We start from the raw sequence: 20,750 nt of genomic DNA on the forward strand, positions 1-20,750 counted from the left end.
GTTTCAGGATTGCGATGGTCAAAAAACACACTCTTGCCGGTGTCATTGCGATATGTCTTTGAGCAGCCAGCGCGAATCCCTTGGATCAGCGACGAAAAAGCTGGCCATCGCGGCGCCCAATTGTTTGATGTATTGCTTTTTCATTTTGGTCCTGACTTTTTGCCGGGTTAACAAAGCAATACACCAATTATCCAGGCATACTGAGATTTTGATTGGCGAAGATTTAATCAGGTTAAGGTAAAATGGAATAATGTCATTTTGGGCAGATCATATAAGAGGTGCTCCAAATAATAAATCTATCCAAAATCTCTTCACCCTTACAGCAGAGTAATATTCAATAGAACAGCGGGTTGGCATTTCAAGGTACCAGCTTTATATTTACCATGTTGCTACAACATAATTATATCACCATCTCTAATTATAGCTTGCCCGGAACTCCAGTGGTGAGAGGTTGGTTTTAGACTTGAACAATTTGCTGAACGATTGCGGATGCTCAAAGCCCAGCTGAAAAGCGATCTCGCCAACAGTGAGATCGCTGATAGTCAGTATCTCTTTAGCTTTTTCGATAACTTTGAGATGAATATGCTGCTGTGTATTATGCCCGGTTAGTGCCCTAAGCATATCGCCGAGATATTTGGGTGAAATGTTCAGTTCGCCGGCAAGGTATTGTACCGATGGCAAACCTTTCATGAGCGCGGTTTTATCCCTAAAGTAATTATCCAGCAGCGTATCGAGCCTTTCCAGTAAAATGTTGTTGATGGGCTTCCGGGTGATAAACTGGCGCTTGTAAAATCGCTGGCTGTAATTCAATAATAGCTCGATCTGAGAGATCAGCACATCCTGGGTAATATCATCAATGGCTGTTTCCAGTTCGTCGCTTATGTTTTTACCAATAGCGCTGATAACGGCCCTTTCCTTTCCCGAAAGGTGAAGAGTTTCGTTCACCGAGTAGGCAAAAAAGCCGTAGGTTTTAATTTTAGCGTCAAGCGGGTACTGGCGCAGAAAGTCAGGATGAATAAGAAGTGTAAAGCCCGAACCCGCGGCAGCCGATTCTACAGGTTTTAGCGGTTGGCCCGGCGCGGTAAAGAACATACCACCCTCCTTAAAATCGTAAATGGTTTGCCCGTATTTCATCCGGCAGCCCGAAACCTCGTTATAAGTAATACAGTAAAAGTTCATCACAAAGGGATCGGCCAGCATTTCGGCAGTAACTTCTACTTTAGAAAAGTCGAGCAGGCTGATCAGCGGGTGTAAAGGTTGCGGCAGGCCAAATACGCGTTGCAACTCGCTGATCGTATTAAACACCCTTACTTTATTTTTCAACTCCATAATACTCATGTAAATTACTGCCGGTAAATATGGTTAAAGATATTTACCGGCAATGTAAAATTTGGCTGCCTTACAAGGCATCAAACATTTGTTTTATCGTTACACGGAATGCCTCATCGCCTTCTGCCAAACGTTGCGCGTAAAGGTTTTTGGCATCGTCTCCGCAAACATAGCGCAGGGTATTTTTGCCGTCGGTAGCGGCCTCGTAAACCACCTCGGCAATTTGCTCCGGGGTTGAAATATACTCCGCCCCTGTCATGATCTTTGTAAACTTGTTCATGAGGGTTTCGTATGCCGGGTGCCCTACAAATACCGCACGACTGCCAATATCGGTAGCCACCATACCGGGTTCTATGGTTTTAATGCCTATCCCCTGCTCATTCAATTCGTAGGATAAGCTCTCGCTCCAACCCTCTATTGCCCATTTACTGGCATCGTACATTGAACTAACCGGAAAACCCATTAAGCCCGCAGAAGAACCATTGGTGATAAAGAGGCCCGACTTTTTCTCGCGGAAATAAGGAATAAATGCCTGCGTAACACGGATCACTCCCAGGAAGTTGGTTTCCATCTGCGCGACTATCTGTTCATCTGTATTGGCTTCTAAAGGGCCAAGCAACACGTAACCAGCATTGTTAAACACCACATCTATGTCATCCAATTCAAGCGCTTTTTGAGTAGTTTCCCTAATCTGCGCCAAGTTAGTTACATCCAACGGCAGTAAAGTCACATTTTCCAGCAGGTTGAGTTCCTGTTCATTTTCCGGCTTGCGCATAGTAGCAATTACGTTCCACCCTTTATCTGCAAATAGTTTAGCAGTAGCCTTACCGATACCTGATGAGGCGCCGGTAATAAAAATTGTTTTTGTCATTTCCTTTTTGTGATATTTTGAAATGCAAATTTGCGCGAACGTTGCCGCTCCCTTGTGCCGAAAGCGGAGCAACTTGTAGCCAAAATGATAAGTAGGATCAATAGTTTTTAAGATCGTTGTCCAAGATAAACAAGCTAATACTCATACTGCCCGGATATTATAATGCCATAGAAGCCAATTTGGTTAACAGAGATAACGCAAACAGCAATATCCGCAAGTGCGGAGCTAATACGAAGCTATGGATAACACGTCAGAGAATGAAGAGCACAGTGCGGGCGCTAAACTAATCCGTTTTCACAAGGCCCCACTTTAAATGTATATACAGGAGACTGTAACACTTCCGCGTTTCATCATCAATGGTTGCCTGATGAAGTTTGTATTGAAAGCGAAGCTATCTCAAAGGAAACAGAAAACAACCTGACAGGAAAAGGATACAAGTTTATCCCACGGGTACCCATGGCCGCGTTGACGCGATATTAGTAAAGCCGGAAGGTTACTATGGCAGTGCAGATACGCACGCAGATGATACCAGTTCGGTGTATTGAACATAATGATCCAATAGCTTGACACTATTGGATCATTTGATTTAAGACATCTGCTTTCGGATACTTTATTTTTGAAGTACCGGTATAATAAGGGAAGAGTGATGGCTGCCTGACAAATAAATTCTCTGGGTGGCCTTTTTAAAATCAGATTCTGAAGCATGATAAATATCCAGGAATTGTTGCGGGTTACGATCAACAAGCGGGAACCACGAGCTTTGTACCTGTACCATGATCTTGTGTCCTTTCAGAAAGGTATGCGAAACATCCTGTAACTCAAACTTAACTTCGGTTACCTGTCCGGATACAAGCGGCTCCGGTTGTGTCAGGCTTTTCCTGAATTTCGCCCTGATCACATCGGCACGCACCAGTTGCTGAAATTCACTTAGTTTGATATTGGCCGGTGTGTTCTTGTTGTTTGATAAGGTATCCGGGTATACGTCTATCAGCTTCACTACAAAATCGGCATCGGTACCTGTTGAAGAAACAAACAGGTCTGCAATGATTGGGCCGGTAAGCGTAACATTACTATCCAGCACCGGTGTATGATATACCAGCACATCCTGCCTGGTGGCCGCGAAACGCTGATCTTCTATCATGTATTCCCTGCCGGGACTTGTACGGATCTCCGCGGTGAAAGGAACCGGCTTTTTAGGGTCGCTGGTGTATTCGTCATAAATATCAGCAACGCCCGAACCACCGTTAAACGTAAGTACATTACCTGCTGATAAGTACAAATTCTTATAATCTACCCCTGCCGGCGGCCATTGCGCATAACTTTTCCATTTGTTCGATCCGGTTTCAAAAATTGTAGCTGCAGCTAATTTTGACTTACCGTCCTCTTTAAGCTGGTGGTGAAAAAAAGGAAATTCAATGCTATCGCGATAAAAAACAGACGTAGCTGCGCCAAATTCTACATAACCGAGCGAACTGCCATCACCTCTTGCCCAGCCGCCATGCGCCCAGGGCCCCATCACCAGGTGGTTATCAGGGTTTTTGTTTTTTTCGTCGATAGATTTAAATGTTTTCAACGGCCCGTAAAGATCTTCCGCATCAAACCATCCCCCAACGGTTAGCACAGCGGGCTTCACATTTTTAAGATGTGGTAAAGGTGTACGGCTTTGCCAAAAACTATCGTAAGTTCCGTGGGCCATAAAATCTTTCCAAACTGGGATGGAGTCTTTATAATATTTATCATTCAGGTCTTTAAATGTACCGTTGCGAAGAAAAAACTGATAACCATCCTGTGTACCTATATCCAAACGTTTAGGTCCTTTTGTAGTGGGAACCGGTCTTACCTGTCCAAAAGATGAAAAGAAAAGGAAGTTGCCCAAAAAGAATGCACCGTTATGCGTAATATCGTCACCAACAAACCAATCGGTAACCGGCGCCTGCGGCGATACCGCTTTTAGTGCCGGGTGCCCGCTTAAAATGGTAGCGGTAGCATAAAAGCCGGGGTACGATATTCCCCAGGCCCCTACCCGTCCGTTATTGTTTGGGATATTGCGGAGCAGCCATTCGATAGTATCATAAGTATCGCTGCTTTCGTCGATCTCCAGTTTACCCTTCTTCGAGGGGTTAAACGGGCGGGTATCCACAAACTGGCCTTCTGAATTCCATTTTCCGCGCACGTCCTGGTAAACAAAGATATAACCATCTCTTATAAACGCGCTTGACGGACCAAGGCTTGTTCTATATTCAGTAGCGCCATAAGGCGCTACTGAATAAGGTGTACGGTTTAATATAAAAGGATACTTATGCGCATTATCTTTCGGGATATAAATTGACGTAAACAGTTTAACGCCATCGCGCATGGGTATCAATTTCTCTACTTTGAGGTAGTGTTCATGAATGTACAGCGAATCTTCCTTGTTTACACTCCTTACCTGTGCTAATGATGATGAAACCCCGGCCACGGCAAGTAAGATCAACAAGACCCATTTCCGCTTTTTTGATGATGTATTCATATCCTATTTATTAAAATCATCCCAATTAATTTCACTGGTTGGCCTTTCCAACTGGGTAAACACGGCTCCGGCATCCAGTGCAACCGGTACTTCACTTAGCCTGTCGTATCTTCTCAAATCAAACCAGCGGTGACCGGCCGGTTCAAACCAAAGCGAATAACGGCGTTGAAATAAAATTTCAGTGATCAGGGCGTTCAGGTTTTTCTGCCCGGTATAGGGTTGCAACCCGGCTGATGCACGTATTACATCTATCGCTTTTACCGCGTTATCAAACTGTGCTAATTGAGCAGATGCTTCCGCATAGATGAGCACCAGCTCTTCATTACGGATATATTTGATTGGCGCGGTATTGGTTGCCCAGCGGTTATCCTGATACTGGCTGGACAGCGGTACAGCACCAACTGTATTGATGAGCGGTGTAGTACGTGTAAATACCTTTTTCTTAACCCGCAAATCGCCCGGTAAAGCCTCTGATACAAAGGAAGGGTGTACAACAGGCAAATTGCTTAGGTTAGCGTTCAGCACATAAAAAAACGGGTTAAACGATTCCGGAGGGGCGCCATAAACATGAGCCGGGCCCAAATCAAGATCAGCTGTTAAACTGAAAAAGGACAGGTTTAGCGCATCAAGGGCACCCTGCCAGTTTTTTTGGTATATAGCTGTACGTGCCGCTAATGCCCGGTTAACTTTCGCCAATCCTGCCGGTGTATTAAAAGCGGCATAGCCCGATGACAATTTAAATGGAAGTGTTGCACCCGCCTTTGTCAGATCTGAATAGCCTTCGCTAAGTACTTTTTGAATAGCGGTCAGCGCTTCTTCATAGCTTACAAACGGCCCTGGGTTAAGTTCATCGCTTACATCAATCCTTATTCCGTTTTTGTATTGCGAGTTGGCAGGCACAAGGTATTGATAGCCCTGTATAGTTTTCGCAAAACCGGTGTAAGCCAGTTTTTGTTCTGCTGTAACCGATGATGTATTATTGATAGAGCTGATCAAAACATTCGCCTGTTTAATAGCCTGGTAAGGACTTGTATAAATACTCCCCGTACCAAAGAAAGCCGCATCGGGTTTTTTACCTCCCTGTCCAAGCCAGTATTGTATATTACGCGAATCGTTAGAGTTAAAATACCATACATCACGCGCAAACGTGCCGAATACATTTTGGGCAGCAGATACATAATCTTTACTTCGCGATTCAAGCCCTGTAACCAGATTTTGCAGTTGCCGCTGCGACGCGTTATTGGTTACACTGGTGATGGAAGGGTTATTAGGGTCGGGGATACTTTCAAGTTTGCAACCTGATGCAAGCAATATTGCCGGGATGATATATTGTGCTATGATTAGTTTATTTTTCATGTTTTTTATAATTAAAGTTCAAAAAAGCAGCTCGTTAAAAATCAATTCTTACGTTGAACAGTAAACGTTTTGATGACGGATAGTTAAAAAGATCTGATCCGGTATTGATGGCATTGGTACCAAAGCTGGATACTTCAGGGTCATAGCCCTTGTATTTGGTTACCGTAAACAAGTTGGTTGCCGAAAAACCAAAACGAACCTGGTCTACAGCGTTTTTAAACAGGCGGCTAACAAATTGCTTAGGTACGGTATAGCTGATAGCGGCTTCGCGCAAACGCAGATACCCGGCATCCTGCACATACTGGCCGGCATTACCGCTTTGGCGTTGCAAACCGTTAACCACACCGTTACCGTCGCTATCCTCATTCCAGTCTTTACTTGTACCACCATTATCGGTGTTATACAGGGTAATGTTCAGCACATCTCCGCCTTTTTTCCAATCCAGCAAGGTTGAGAAAGTGAATCCGTTAAGGAAAGAGATACTATTGGTCCACGAAGTTTGAAAATCAGCCTGTGAGTTACCGTAAATGGTATAATTACCGGGCGTAATTTGCGGTGTACCCACAATGGTAGTTGGTGAATAACCTTCTTTGATGAGGTACGTACCGTATGATGGCCCGTAGATACCGGTGGTGTAAGAAGGTACATTGAGTTTAGTGATCTTGCTGGTATTTTTCCAGAACAAGAGTTTACTTGTCCATGTAAAATTCTTATTGGATACAGGCACTCCTGTCAGCGCGAACTCAACACCATGGTTAACCAGGTCGGCCGCGTTCACTTTCTTTGAAGTAATACCTGTTGACCCGGCAAGTGTAAGGGTTTGGATCAGGTCGGTAACCTTTTTATTGTAATAGGTTCCCTCTAATACCAGGCGATCTTTAAAGAAGCCGATATCGGCACCAAGCTCCAGTTCACCCGCGCGTTCCGGCTTAATATCAGGGTTACCCGCGGTAGATGAAACGATAGATCCCTGGTTACCGCCTGTTACTACCGGGGTTAATGAAGTATAAATATCACCGTATGATGGCAGCCCGCCGGTTTGGCCGTAAGCCGCGCGCAATTTCAATTGGCTGATGGTTTGAAGCTTCCAGAATTCAAACTTAGTAAGGTTTAATGCTACCGAAGCTTTTGGAAAGGCATAGAATTTATTGGCACGGCCGTTCAGTGTTGATTTATCAAAACGGATACCTACAGTAGTAATCAATTTATCATCAAAGTTGATCTCCTCCTGTGCTACAGCGCCAAAATCTTTTACTTTTTGGGTATTTTGTTGCAGGATAGACTGAATTAAAGCCTGCGGAATAGCCGTTTGCCCTGCTACAAGCCCTGTACCTCTGTTCAACACCACATCTGACTGGGTTTGCAACGCTACAGCACCTACCTGTGAAGTAAAGTGTATTTTGTTAACCTGTTGCCCATAGATCAGGAAGCCCTGCAAGTTGGTATTGATATCTGTTTGTTTACCCAATATGATATCGCCGGGATTGCTCAGGCTTCGCTGCATTTGCAGGTTATCCGGGAAGTATTGTTTGGAGTTACTGGTTAAATAATCAATACCACCCTGCAACGCGATTTTCAAAGAGGTCTTATCATTCTGAATCAGGTTGATATTCAGGTTTGCAGCTTGTATAAAACGATTGATCTTTGAATTATTGATCGCCTTGTCACGCAGTTCCAGCGGATTTTCATTTTCAGAATAAGGATTATCCGGGTAGATTCCATTAACCGGCCTCGGGTTATAATAATTTGGCAGGTAACCAATAATATAACCGATAGAAGCGCCGGAGATATTTTCATTCCCGGTAAAACCACGATCACTGGTACTGTTCAAATAGTTGGAATTAACTGAAAAATTAACCCATTTGCTTAATTTATGATCAAGGTTAAGGCGGATAGACTTGCGGTTAAAACCGGTGTATTTAATAATGCCGCCCTCGTCTGACAGGCTTCCGCCTACATAAAACTTGGTATTTTCGTTACCGCCCGATACGGTCAGGTTAGAATTAGTAATGAGCGGCGTTTCACCGTACAGTAAACGTTCAAAATCAGTAACGCCGCCGCTGGCCAGCACATCCCTGTATAGCTGTAGTTCCTGCGCTTGGCTGCTTTCAGGATAAAACGTTTTGATCTTTGCTTCATCCCATGGCGCGCTGCCTACAAATTTCCGGATCTTTGAAAACCCGAGATCCTGGCTAATGCTGACCTTTGTTTTGCCAGCCCTGCCTTTTTTGGTAGTAATGATAATTACACCGGCATTGGCGCGTGTACCGTAAATAGCCGAGGCCGATGACCCTTTTAATATTTCAATGTTTTCAATATCATCCGGGTTAATATCGGCTAACCGGTTTGATGCATCATCTTCTCCGGAACCGCCTGCAGCGGTTAGCGTAGCCCTACCTGTACGCAGCACACTATTGTTAAGGTATACACCATCAATAATATATAATGGCTGCGATGCGCCTTGCAATGAACTGATACCTCTCAACTGCACAGATAAGCCTCCACCCGGTGCACCGCTATTGGCCCTGATGTTAGCGCCTGGTACTTTACCATACAAAGCCTTGTCAACTGTTTGCGGCGGGGTTGTTCCGGTAAGTTCTTTCCCCGATATGGTGGTTACCGCATTTGCCAGGTTAGAGCGTTTTATTGTAGAGGCCAAACCCGTTACTACAACTTCATCTAACCCGGTAATATTGGTTTGCAGAGATATAGCCAGTGGTTTTTCATTCCTTACTACAACTTCTTTGGGTAAGTAGCCAATAAAGGAGAACACCAGTATAGCATTGGCGGGTGCATTGAGCTTGAATTTACCGTCGAAATCGGTTACGGTAGCCCCAGTTTTAACATTTTTGACGAATACGGTAACTCCCGGAAGAGGTTGATTGTCGTCATTTGACTTCACCTGACCGGTGACAGTGATATCCTGTGCCTGCACAAAGCCCGGCAGGAGGACAATAAAAAAAAGCAGCGTTAAAAAGCCGTGTAATTGTCGCTTCATGAAAATTTTAAATTAAGTGATGAAATGGTTGCCGGCAATGCATACTTATCCCAACCGGTCGCTGAACCGGCATTGCATGCTCAAAAGCATTCGCGGTAAAACCGCAAGGGAAGGAAATTAATTGACGGTGTTAAGAACCTGTTTTAGAAAGACTTTTTGCAGCGACAACAACGGGCGTTGATGTGTGCTTTAACATTTTCAATGGCCTTGTGGCCGTTAGCAGCCGAACCATTGCATACGATGGAAGTAAATTGTAATAACATGTGGGTAAATTTGAATAATGGCCAAATATAGTAATCACAAATTAATAATCTACTAAATCTATAGAATTTATAGATTATAATTACTTTTGTGCCGTCAGATCCTTAATGATCTATTGATTTACCCTATTATAATGAGCTACCCCTTACAAAAAAGCCCTGCCAAAGAGCAGCGTTTATTAAAGCGTTTAATACGCGCGATAAGTGATTCAAACCCTTATTTATCGAAATTCATTAATAAATTACACTATGTGTTGCTCCCGGCCGTATTGCTATCCGCGTATAGTAACGCGAATGCCCAAGCTAAACAAACCCACGCCGACAGTTTATTGCTGTTACGCGAAAAAGTTTCGGCTTTTCTTAAGCAGCAATCCGGCTACAGGTATGTTTACCAGGTGGCATTAAGTCCCGATGGCAAAACTATCGTATATAATGTAGGCGGGCCTGAGGCTGGTACAAAAGGCATTTTTGCCGCTCCCTTAAAAAAACCGGATCAGGCTGTTCGTATTACGGCCTCGCCGGAATTTAAATGGAGCAATGATAATGACCCTACCTGGTCAGCGGATGGTAAGCATATCGCGTTCCTATCCGACGAGGCTAAAAAAGGACAGCCGCAGCTTTACGTAAGCAGTATTAGTAATGGCAAGTTTGGAAAGGCCGAATCTTATTCTAACCTAAACGGTTACGTTTCGCATCCGTCCTGGTCGCCTGATAATAACAAGATCAGCCTGCTGTATGTAAATAACGCCACGCGGGCACCATCGCCTGTCGCGGCAAAAAGTAAAGCGGTTGGCGTAATCGACTCTTTAGGCAATCAGGATGTTCAGCAGCTCATCGTGATCGATCTTCAAAAGAAACAAACCTTAGAACTCTCCCCTTCAGGTTTGTATGTATTTGAGTATGATTGGTCGCCCGATAGTAAAAGTTTGGTCTATACGGCATCTCTGCCGCCCGGCGACGATAACTGGTACATAGCCAAATTATATAGCCAGCAGCTGACCTCGCCAAAGGCAGAAGTCATCTACCAGCCTTCAAAACAGATCGCGCTGCCACGCTGGTCGCTGGATGGTAAACACATCGCTTTCATTGAAGGACTGATGAGCGACCAGGGAATAAACAGCGGCGAGATATTCACTATCAATACCAGTGGCCCTGCCGGCCTTAAAAACCGTACGCCTGACAGCAAGTCGACCCCTACATGGTTAAAATGGCAAAAGGACGGCAGCATACTATTCACCGAACACTCATCGGGGTCATCTGTTATCAGCCTATTGGATCTTTCGACCGATAAAATAAAGAGATTATGGCAAACTGAAGATGCCATACACGCGGGAAGAGAAGGGATGAGTATTTCTGTTGCAGGCCCGACCTCTGCTCCCACCAACGCTTTGATCCGCTCATCGTGGAATAAATTACCTGATATTTGGGCGGGTAGCTTCAAGCAGCAAGCACAACTCACCTATTTCAATAAAGATATTACTATACCACAACTACGGGTAGAAAACGTAGAATGGGCGAATGACGGTTTTCACGTACAGGGCTGGCTCCAATACCCGGAAAACTACAACCCGGCTTTAAAATATCCTTTACTGGTTAATGCACATGGCGGCCCGGCTGGCGTGGGTAAACCAAGCTTCAACACAGGTATTTATTCGCAACTGGGTTATTTCGTATTTTTCCCTAACCCCCGGGGCAGTTTGGGCCAGGGCGCAAAATTTACAGAAGCTAACCGCAGGGATTGGGGTTATGGTGACTTGCGGGACATTATCAGCGGTGTAGATGCAGTACGCAAAAAAGTAAATGTAGATAATGATCGTGTAGGTTTATTTGGCTGGAGTTATGGTGGCTCTACAGCGATGTTCGCGGTTACTCAAACCAACCGCTTCCGCGCGGTGGTAGCCGGTGCCGGCGCGGCAGACTGGCTGAGCTATTATGGCCAAAATTCAATTGACCAGTGGATGAAGCCTTACTTCGGCGCTTCACCTTATGACGATCCGGATGCCTATGCACGCAGTTCGGCAATGACTTTTATAAAGAAAGCTAAAACGCCAACCCTTATATTAGTAGGCGAACTCGACGGCGAATCGCCGCCTGCACAATCTTTTCAGTTTTGGCACGCCTTAAAAGAATTAGGTACCCCTACGCAACTGGTGGTTTACCCGGACGAAGGGCACAGCTTTTTTAAACAGGAAGATCGTGTAGATGTTATTGTTCGTACGGTGGAATGGTTTAAAAAATTTATGCCGGCACCGGAATCAGCAAACCGGGTAACTGAAAAAGCAGGGAAATAATATGTCGCAAACATTTGATGTGATCGTACTGGGGCTTGGTGCCGCAGGCAGTTCAGCATTGTATCACTTATCAAAAACCGGTAAAAAGGTTTGCGGTATCGATCAGTTCTCCCCGCCGCATACTTTTGGTTCATCGCATGGGCAAAGCCGTATTATCAGGCAGGCTTATCATGAAAATCCAAAGTATGTTCCGTTGGTAAAGCAGGCTTATGATTATTGGGCCGAGCTGGAAAAAGAATCGGGCCGTCAACTTTTTAAACAAACAGGCGGCATTATGCTTGGACATCGTGATGCCGGTGTTGTTAAAGGTGCCGAATTGAGTGCCCAAACTCATAATATACCTTACGAATACCTGGACAGCCATACGATAAACCAACGCTACCCGGCTTTTAAACCGGGTGAGGCAACCGTAGGTATTTTAGAGAAAACAGCCGGAATACTATTTCCTGAAGATTGTATAGAGGCCAATCTTAACCTTGCAGCCAAAAACCAGGCGGAGATCCGGCTTAATGAAAAGGTGATTTCTATTAACCCCCATGAGCATAGTGTGGAGATTGTAACTGCCAAAGGCCGGTATACCACGGATAAACTTGTTGTAAGTGCCGGGGCATGGTTAACTGAATTATTACCCGAACCGCACCTGCCGCTTACTGTTGAGCGGCAGGTACTTTACTGGTTTAAAAACAGCGATTCATCACCATCAAGGCCCGTGTTAAATGAACTCCCGGTGTATATATGGGAATACACGCCCGGAAAGATATTTTATGGCTTTCCTGATCTTGGAGATGGCATAAAGGTGGCACATCACCATGCGGGCGAACCCACTACTCCTCACACCCTAACCAAACAAGTGCGCGAAGATGAAGTACAGGCCATGAGCGAAGTGATTGGCCGGTATTTTAACATTAACCCTGTATTTAATTATGCTACTACTTGCATGTACACCAACACACCCGACGAAAACTTTATTATAGATCATCACCCCAATTACAAACATATAATAGTTGCCAGCCCATGTTCGGGCCACGGTTTCAAATTTGCGAGTGTAACCGGTAAAATACTAAGTGACATGGCACTGGATAAAAAACCCGAAGCTGATATCTCCATGTTCAGTATCCATCGTTTTTAAACATTTATGTGAGTGTATTGTAAAAAGCAGGATAACGCCGCGTTGTCACCGGAACAAAGTCTACCCATCCGGTAGATTTTATTTATACTTGCACCTGAAATTTAATAATGATCGAACTAAAAAACATAACGAAAACCTTTCATCAAAAAAACAGGACGGTTACCGCTATTGCTGACGTATCGCTAACGGTTAACCGTGGGAAAATTTTTGGTGTTATAGGCGCTTCGGGAGCGGGTAAAAGCACGCTGATACGTTGTGTAAATCTGCTGGAAAGGCCATCATCCGGTGAAGTTATCGTTGATGGTGAAAACCTGCTCGGCATGTCCCCTGCTCAACTGGCTACCGCCCGCAGGCAAATCGGGATGATATTTCAGCATTTCAACCTGCTATCGTCCCGAACCGTTTCTCAAAACATCGCCTTCCCGCTTGAACTGGCCAATACCCCTAAGGCGGAAATAAAGCAAAGGGTTGCAGACCTGCTGGCCTTGGTTGGCCTGGCAGATAAACAGCATGACTATCCGGCCAGCCTTTCGGGCGGGCAAAAGCAGCGGGTAGCCATTGCACGCACCCTTGCCAGTAACCCCAAAGTATTGCTGTGCGACGAAGCTACCAGCGCGCTCGATCCGGAAACTACGACAGCTATACTTCGCTTACTGAAGGATATTAACCAGCGGCTCAATATCACCATTTTACTGATCACTCACGAAATGAATGTGGTAAAAACCATTTGCGACGAGGTGGCCATTATTAGCGATGGCAAACTTATAGAACAAGGAACCGTCGCCGATATATTTTCGCACCCACAAACTGACCTGGCTAAAAAATTCATTTCTTCATCGCTGGAATTAGAAATACCGGCAGCATTTAAAAAACGACTGGTTGCTGATAATGGCCCCGGCAGGCATCCGCTGATAAAACTTGAATTTAACGGACAATCTGTTGATGATGCTGTGCTTTCTGAAACGGCCAAAGTTTTTGGTGTTGATTGCAACATCATCAGCGCGCGTATCGAATATGCGGGCAGTGTAAAATTCGGTGTAATGCTTATCGAGGCTTACAGTACACCTGAAAACACGGCCGAGATAATCGATTTTTTTGAGCGCAAGCAGATTAAAACACAATTATTAGGCTATGTCTGAATCAATGATATCGCTCTTGATACAGGGCACGCTCGAAACTATTTTGATGACCTTTGCATCCGGTTTTTTTGGCTTCCTTTTGGGCTTGCCTACCGGTGTATTACTTTTTATGACGCGTAAAGGCGAACCATTACAAAACCGCCCGCTAAACCAGGTGATCTCTGTTATAGTTAACATTTTCCGTTCAATACCATTTATCATACTCATTGTTTGGATGATTCCCTTTACCCGGGCACTTGCAGGTACTTCCATTGGTGTGCAGGCCGCTATTGTGCCGCTAAGTATAGGCGCAGCGCCATTTATTGCAAGGATAGTAGAAAACAGCCTGCTCGAAATACCTCATGGCCTGATAGAAGCGGCGCGGGTAATGGGTGCAAAACCCATACAGATCATCCTAAAAGTATTATTGCCTGAAGCCCTGCCCTCCATCATCAACGGAGCTACTATTACGCTCATTACGCTTGTAGGCTATTCGGCCATGGGTGGCGCGGTTGGCGCCGGCGGATTGGGGCAAATTGGCTACCAGTACGGCTACGTGGGTTACGATGTAGTGGTGATGAACAGTGTATTACTGCTATTAGTGGCACTGGTATTCATTATTCAATTTTCGGGTAACCGCCTGTCTAAAAGTGTAGATCACAGAAAATAAAAAAAACTTATTCATTACAATATGCACATTAAACACACAACCATACTTTCTGTAATATTAGCCACGGTGATAGCTATAAGTGGCTGCGGAAAGAAAACGAAAAAGAGTGACCCTAACCACATTATTGTAGGGGTTGAATCCGGGCCTGAATTTCAAATAGCACAGGCCGCCCAAAAAGTAGCTAAAGAAAAATACGGACTGGATGTAGAACTGATTACCTTCAACGATTACGTAATGCCCAATGAGGCCCTGCACCAGGGAGACATTGACGTAAATGCCTATCAGAACAAGCCCTATCTTGATGTGCAAGCCAAACAACGTGGCTACAAATTCGCTATTGTGGGTAATACCTTTGTTTACCCCCTTGCCGGCTATTCAAAAAAAATAAAAAAACTCGACGAGCTGAAAGATGAAAGTACCATCATTATCCCTAACGACCCTACCAACAGCGGGCGTGCCTTGCTTTTATTGCAGCAAGCCGGCCTTATTAAACTGGCAGATGGTGTAGGCCTGTTTCCAAAGCTTACCGATGTTACGGTTAATACCAAAAAGATAAAAATAATAGAAATGGAAGCCCCCCAATTGCCGCGTGCTTTGGACGACCAAAACGTAACGATAGCTATTATTAACGCCACCTTTGCCACACCGGTTGGGCTCAACGCCTTGCGCGACGGTTTGTTTGTAGAAGACAAAAGCTCACCTTATGTAAACGCGGTAGTATCACGCGAGGATAATAAGGACGAAGAAAAGGTGAAGAAATTTGTGAAAGCTTACCAATCTGAAGAAGTGAACCAGGCCGCCGTTAAAGCCTTCAACGGCGGAGCGATAAAAGGATGGTAGTGCCGCAATAACAACCGTTAAAACAAAATAACCCGGCATAGCCGGGTTATCCTTCTGTTAGCACAAAGAACCATCACCTGTACAAAAATTTTCAGCGTTTAATATTCAATTGTTGAACCTACCTGTTTCTTAGCCAGGCCTCAACATTTTCCACTTCGCTCCCTACAGCATTGAGGGCCGCCTTTAATTTCACCCGGGTAGTATTAAACCTGTTTGTCCAGTATTCTACATCCTCATTTCTATTAAGATTAATGATATTTCTATCTGTAGTGGCGGTATGATATCGTCTTTCCTCCATAGTTTAACCTATCGTAACCTTCGGCATTAAAAAGATATAAAACTACTAATTCTATAGATTTTATAGATTTATTTTGATTCATGAAGCAATACAGGTAAATTTGTTATTAATGAGATTAAGATACATTGACAGGGACGTCTCTCACCGCAGTCGGATACCGGTAAACAGGCTTAAAGGATGATCTCTGCCATTTTTAAATATACTTTATCATCACTATTCTTTTTTTGCATCACTTCTTTAATATATGCAAACCCAGGGTCGCCGCGTGTGCTTGTGGTTATAGCCCACCCCGATGATGAAAGCGAATTATCCGTAACGCTTTACAAGATAGCAAAAGAACAGCATGGCACGGTTGATCTGTATGTGATAACCAATGGCGAAGCAGGCTTTAGGTATTCAGCATTGGCTGCCGCCTATTACAACTGTAAACTGATGAACGCCGTTGAAGCCAAAAAGAGGCTGCCTGCCATACGAAGACAGGAACTCCGGGAAGCTGGTAAAGTGCTCGGTATATCGCACACTTATTTCGGGCATCAGCCTGGGAGCCGTTGGATACAAGCTGGAATGTTCCACATGTAAAAAAACAGCTGACACGTTTATTAAAACGTAATCATTACGATTATATCTTTTGCCTGTTACCGCAACCCCAAACACATGCAGGGCATAAAGCCGCAACACTGCTGGCACTTCAAGCGGTTGCGGAAATGCCGGAAGCCGACCGTCCGGTTATACTTGGAGCCACCCTCCGCAATAAATCCGATAATGTACAAACATTCGAATGGCTGAAAAATTACGAATACTCCCGGGCCGTATCTTCCCTACCCGAACTTTCGACTGACAGGACAGTAACTTTTGGTTTCCAAAACAAGATCAATTACAAGGTGATTGCCAACTGGGAACTTGCCGCGCACAAAAGCCAGGGCGCTACACAAATGACTATGAGTAAGGGCGATCTCGAAGAGTTTTGGTATTTCAAACTGAACGGACCAAAAGGCCGTTTGCCTGCCGCAAAGTTGTTTGATAAACTTAAAGAGCCATGGCTTGAAAATTAACTAAAAGTGCGAAACAGCGCATCATATTTCAGTCTTTGTCAACGTTTAATTTGAGCGCGGTGGTCTAAGCCCCATTGTACGAGATTTTCTGAAAGCGGTAAAACGTTAAGACCGTAAGGGGTGATCCGGTATTCAACAGTAACCGGCTTAGTATTGACAACCGATCTGGACACGAGTAAGTTCAATTCAAGGTCTTTTAATTCTTTGGCTAACATTTTAGCTGATAGTCCCTCAATTTCCCGCTGAATTTTTTTGAAGTTATTTTTTTCTTCCAAACGGTTACTCAAATAACGTAATAGCATCAGTTTCCATTTGCCGCCCAATATTTCAAGGCTATCGCGCATCGCGATTAATTCCTGCTTACAAGTGGCTTCCTGCCTGTTTCCGTCTATATCAATAGTGCCCATGATGATAGTTTCCTGTAGGTTACCGGTTACCCCGGGTTAACTCATACCAAAAATAAAAAATTAGCACAGAACTTTGATACAGCAAAAATAATATGAAGGCAATAATTTTAAACGCATTTGGCGATACCAATAACTTTACCGAAAGAACAGATCTCCCGCTGCCTGTACCCGGAGATAATGATGTATTGATAAGAATTATAGCGGCAGGTTTTAACCCGATAGATTACCAAATGCGACAGGGAAAGAGTGAAAAGAAACACATGAAATCACCAATACTGGGCCGGGAGTTTTCAGGTATAGTTGTGAAGACCGGCAAAGATGCGCGGAAATTCAAAAAAGGGATGGCTGTTTTTGCTGCATCTGGAAGCATGGGATCAAATGGTACGTACGCAGAATATATCAGCGTTCCGGAAAATATCTTAGCCACAAAACCGCCTAATCTCACATTTGAAGAAGCCGCAGCAGTACCATTAGCTAATCTTACCGCTATGCAAACCTATAAACGTTTAAAGCCGCAGCAAAATGACACATTCTTTGTAAGCGGTGCCGCTGGCGGCGTTGGCCTGGCGCTTATCAAAATTTTGCTATATAAAGGTTTCCGTAATGTTGTGGTTACAGCAGGCAATGATGAAAGCCGAAACCAACTGATTGCCGCAGGCGTACCCGCCGAACGAATAATTGATTACCGCGTAAATGATATAGCGGCGAAGATCGTAATTGCCAATAATCAATCTTTATTTGATCATTGCATTGATATTGTAGGTGGAGAGCTTTCCGAATTGTGTGCTCAATTACTGATAACCAATGGTACATATGCAGATATTACAGCACACTCAACTGCCAATGCAAGAGAAACACTTTTTGGTAAAGGCGCAACAGTCTTGAATATTTCCAATTATGCATACGCACTAAAAGGGGAAACAGGTTACTATGGCAATAATTTACAGGAGATATCAACTTTATTAGAAAAAGGAGTTTTAAGTCCCCCGCACGTAAATCTCGTTGGTGAACTTAGTGTAATAACAGTTAAACACGCGCATTATATTTTAGAAAACAATTTGACCAAAGGCAAAAAGCTGGTAATGCAAATTCAAACTGTATCTGTTTGGGTAAGCGTTTTGTCAAAAATATTTTTTTCTCAATTCTTCGAATTGTATAAGCATTTCCATCTGGTTAAATAATAATAATTATGCAACTAATATTTATAATTAACATTACATGGGCCAACTTTTTGTGGAATAAATTCCCGCCTGTGGGATATTATTCCGCTTTCATAAATGCCCTGTCTTTTTAATTGCCTTTACAAAAGCCTGAGAAAGCATTTTAAAAAAAAGGCATTGGTTTTGTTATAATGGGGCGAACATAAATCGCTATCACATCTGATGAAAAAAATTATTCATGGCCTATTCCTGGTCGGCCTTACCGCATTGGTTGCCTGTAAGAAAAACATAACTGATCCCGGCAATAGCACTCCCGAAATATCATCTAACAAAATCGCGCCTGAACGATTTAATTTTGCTACTTCGCGTGAGGTAAGTTTTAATTTAACACTCAAAGCTACAAACGGCGCTCCATTAAAAGGCATTATAGTAAGCGTTTACAACCCTTCAAATACAGCGGCAAACGCGGCTATATTTAAAGGAGTAACAGATGTTGAAGGTAAACTCTCAGCCAAGATAAGCGTTGCCAGTTCAGTTAATAAAATAATAATTGATCCGGCATATGTGGGTTTATTGCGTTATGCCCATGCCAATATTAACAGCAATAGCGTAACAGCCCTTTTGGGCGGCCCTACCGTGTTCGGCGGCGATATTGTACCTGACGCTGTTGCAAATGGCACGACAAGTGGTCGCTCGGTTTTAAATATGGCATCAACCGGTACTATATTCACTTACCCGTCTCCGTATTCATCAACTGCTGACGCGGTGTTAAATACTACTTCAAACCCTCTATACTACGGTGTTCCAAAATACCTTGAGCCTACGCCAGATGAAATTGACCCATCGTTACTAACTTTTGTAAACGCATCGGTACCTGAAGGAAAAACTGTGCCTGAAAATCACCCGAAATATCTATCAAACAGCGCGCCTTCTACGCTACGGATCACTACGAAATCAGATATATGGATCACCTTTGTATCTGACGGGGCAGCTAATTATAACAGCCTTGCCTTTTATACTTACGAAACCGGCAAGGCACCAAAAAGCGAGCTGGATATTAAAAACGCCACCTTAATATTCCCCAATGCATCATCACTTGGCGGCGGCGGTGGGTTAAGGCCGGGCGACAGGGTTAAAATAGGAACTTTTGATGCCGGTACATCCATCGGATTTATTTTGTTAAGTAACTCGTGGACGGGTAGCGGGATAAATACCGAGGTTACAAAATATTACTCGGAAACGAGTTTAAATCCGGAAACTGATGACAATAAGAAAAGACACAGCGTTGTTTTATATGATGGTATACATAATCTTACCATGGTTGGCTTTGAGGATGTAAGCAGGCAAACCGGTGATAATGATTTTAATGACCTGGTTTTCTATGCCAGATCAAACCCGGCATCCGGCATAGCTACTACCGGTATGCCTGAAATTGACAGAGGTAATGATTATGATGGCGATGGCGTTCCTGATTCAATAGACGAATATCCTTATAATCCTGAATGGGCTTATACGATGGATTATCCTTCAGCAAATACCTGGTGTACACTGGCATTTGAGGATAACTGGCCCGAAAAAGGTGATTATGACATGAACGATCTGGTTTTAAATTACAGGTACCATTATACAATGAGCTCAAAAAACCGTGCAAGCATGATAGATTGTATTTATTCAATTGTTGCTGTAGGTGCCTCGTTTAAGAATGGGTTTGGCATACAATTTAACGTTCCGGCAGAAAATGTTGGAGAAGTTGCCGGATTTAAAAATAATAGCAAATATTATCAAGTAACAGGCACCGGGGTTGAATCGGGCCAAAGTAAAGCGGTAGTTATTCCGTTTGATAATACGGATGACATCATTACCAACCCGGATAAATCTTATTTTATCAATACAAAAACTGACAAATACAAAACACCAAACAACTATAGCAGGAGAATATCTACTTATTTTTACGTAGCACCTGATTATGCTTTGGTAGCTCCTGACAAAATTAACCCTTTCCTGTTCAGTAACGGAAGGCGCGATCATGAAGTGCATTTACCGGGCTTTCCACCAACGGATAAGGCTAATCTAAAACTGTTTGGCGCAGCTGATGATTCCTCAGTGCCAGCTGTCGGTAAATACTATGTATCAAAAGAAAACTGGCCCTGGGCAATAAACTTTTCAAGCCAGTTTACCTACCCGGTTGAAGGCGTTAAAATAAGCGATGCCTATACGCATTTTCTGAACTGGGCCGGTACAGGAGGTTTAAGTTATTCTGATTGGTACAGCAATTCCATACCAGGCTATCGTAACAACATTAACTTATATTTGAAGTAGTTGCCTTGTTAATTATAGTGCTGTCATGAGTGGCGTTCTTAAGCACCGTTTTAAATATTCTCAAAAATTCAAATGAGTTTCAAGTAATTCTGCCCCTTTAAAAATAGAAAGAGCTCCTGTTAAGCAGGAACTCTTTTCAAACC

16 protein-coding genes are annotated in these 20,750 nt (G+C 43.7%); 9 read left to right on the plus strand and 7 right to left on the minus strand.

All coding sequences use genetic code 11. The features are described 5' to 3' along the window. Nucleotides 1-414: 414 nt before the first annotated feature. The 5 genes from ABD894_RS02235 to ABD894_RS02255 form a co-directional block, all read right to left on the minus strand. Nucleotides 415-1,329, minus strand: a complete 915-nt coding sequence (locus tag ABD894_RS02235; RefSeq protein WP_345209348.1) for a helix-turn-helix domain-containing protein — start codon at nt 1,327-1,329, stop codon at nt 415-417. A gap of 70 nt (nt 1,330-1,399) precedes the next feature. Continuing rightward, nucleotides 1,400-2,200 carry an SDR family oxidoreductase gene (locus ABD894_RS02240; RefSeq protein WP_345209349.1) on the minus strand — a complete coding sequence of 267 codons (801 nt, stop codon included), beginning with the start codon at nt 2,198-2,200 and terminating at the stop codon, nt 1,400-1,402. A 610-nt stretch (nt 2,201-2,810) separates the two neighbouring features. Beyond that, a complete protein-coding gene (locus tag ABD894_RS02245) occupies nt 2,811-4,709 on the minus strand; it encodes a CocE/NonD family hydrolase (RefSeq protein ID WP_345209350.1) in 1,899 nt (632 codons plus the stop codon). A 3-nt stretch (nt 4,710-4,712) separates the two neighbouring features. Next, nucleotides 4,713-6,065 carry a RagB/SusD family nutrient uptake outer membrane protein gene (locus tag ABD894_RS02250; protein ID WP_345209351.1) on the minus strand — a complete coding sequence of 451 codons (1,353 nt, stop codon included), beginning with the start codon at nt 6,063-6,065 and terminating at the stop codon, nt 4,713-4,715. A 34-nt stretch (nt 6,066-6,099) separates the two neighbouring features. Next, complete coding sequence (locus tag ABD894_RS02255) at nt 6,100-9,063, minus strand: SusC/RagA family TonB-linked outer membrane protein (RefSeq protein ID WP_345209352.1); 2,964 nt, start codon at nt 9,061-9,063, stop codon at nt 6,100-6,102. A gap of 394 nt (nt 9,064-9,457) precedes the next feature. On the opposite strand from ABD894_RS02255, the gene ABD894_RS02260 reads away from it, so the two are divergent. The 5 genes from ABD894_RS02260 to metQ all read left to right on the plus strand — a co-directional run bounded on the left by ABD894_RS02260 (nt 9,458) and on the right by metQ (nt 15,371). Next, complete coding sequence (locus ABD894_RS02260) at nt 9,458-11,614, plus strand: S9 family peptidase (RefSeq protein ID WP_345209353.1); 2,157 nt, start codon at nt 9,458-9,460, stop codon at nt 11,612-11,614. Between the two features lies 1 nt (nt 11,615). Continuing rightward, on the plus strand, nt 11,616-12,743 hold the full coding sequence (solA, locus tag ABD894_RS02265; RefSeq protein WP_345209354.1) for an N-methyl-L-tryptophan oxidase: 1,128 nt from the start codon (nt 11,616-11,618) through the stop codon (nt 12,741-12,743). A 107-nt stretch (nt 12,744-12,850) separates the two neighbouring features. Further along, nucleotides 12,851-13,882 (plus strand): methionine ABC transporter ATP-binding protein MetN, encoded by a 1,032-nt coding sequence (gene metN / locus ABD894_RS02270; protein ID WP_345209355.1) that lies wholly within the window; start codon nt 12,851-12,853, stop codon nt 13,880-13,882. Then, nucleotides 13,875-14,531: a methionine ABC transporter permease MetI gene (gene metI, locus ABD894_RS02275; protein WP_345209356.1), complete on the plus strand. Its 657-nt coding sequence runs from the start codon at nt 13,875-13,877 to the stop codon at nt 14,529-14,531. Before metN ends, metI begins: the two co-directional genes overlap by 8 nt. A gap of 21 nt (nt 14,532-14,552) precedes the next feature. After that, nucleotides 14,553-15,371, plus strand: coding sequence for a methionine ABC transporter substrate-binding lipoprotein MetQ (gene metQ / locus ABD894_RS02280; protein WP_345209357.1), 819 nt, complete (start codon nt 14,553-14,555; stop codon nt 15,369-15,371). A 118-nt stretch (nt 15,372-15,489) separates the two neighbouring features. Here metQ and ABD894_RS02285 read toward each other — a convergent pair whose 3' ends face one another. Further along, nucleotides 15,490-15,669 carry a DUF3606 domain-containing protein gene (locus tag ABD894_RS02285; RefSeq protein WP_345209358.1) on the minus strand — a complete coding sequence of 60 codons (180 nt, stop codon included), beginning with the start codon at nt 15,667-15,669 and terminating at the stop codon, nt 15,490-15,492. 177 nt (nt 15,670-15,846) lie between these two features. Between ABD894_RS02285 and ABD894_RS02290 the strand changes: the two genes are divergently transcribed. Beyond that, entirely contained in the window at nt 15,847-16,248 is a 402-nt protein-coding gene (locus ABD894_RS02290) for a PIG-L family deacetylase (RefSeq protein WP_345209359.1), read from the plus strand. A 125-nt stretch (nt 16,249-16,373) separates the two neighbouring features. Next, the gene (locus tag ABD894_RS02295; protein ID WP_345209360.1) at nt 16,374-16,721 is read left to right on the plus strand and encodes a hypothetical protein; all 348 of its coding nucleotides are present in this window, start codon (nt 16,374-16,376) and stop codon (nt 16,719-16,721) included. A 38-nt stretch (nt 16,722-16,759) separates the two neighbouring features. Here ABD894_RS02295 and ABD894_RS02300 read toward each other — a convergent pair whose 3' ends face one another. After that, the gene (locus ABD894_RS02300; protein ID WP_345209361.1) at nt 16,760-17,128 is read right to left on the minus strand and encodes a winged helix-turn-helix transcriptional regulator; all 369 of its coding nucleotides are present in this window, start codon (nt 17,126-17,128) and stop codon (nt 16,760-16,762) included. A gap of 92 nt (nt 17,129-17,220) precedes the next feature. On the opposite strand from ABD894_RS02300, the gene ABD894_RS02305 reads away from it, so the two are divergent. Together ABD894_RS02305 and ABD894_RS02310 are read left to right on the plus strand one after the other, a co-directional pair. Beyond that, the gene (locus tag ABD894_RS02305) at nt 17,221-18,309 is read left to right on the plus strand and encodes a quinone oxidoreductase family protein (protein ID WP_345209362.1); all 1,089 of its coding nucleotides are present in this window, start codon (nt 17,221-17,223) and stop codon (nt 18,307-18,309) included. Between the two features lie 201 nt (nt 18,310-18,510). After that, nucleotides 18,511-20,607 (plus strand): LruC domain-containing protein, encoded by a 2,097-nt coding sequence (locus ABD894_RS02310; RefSeq protein WP_345209363.1) that lies wholly within the window; start codon nt 18,511-18,513, stop codon nt 20,605-20,607. Nucleotides 20,608-20,750 lie beyond the last annotated feature (143 nt).

This window comes from Mucilaginibacter gynuensis (assembly GCF_039541195.1).
GTDB lineage: Bacteria > Bacteroidota > Bacteroidia > Sphingobacteriales > Sphingobacteriaceae > Mucilaginibacter > Mucilaginibacter gynuensis.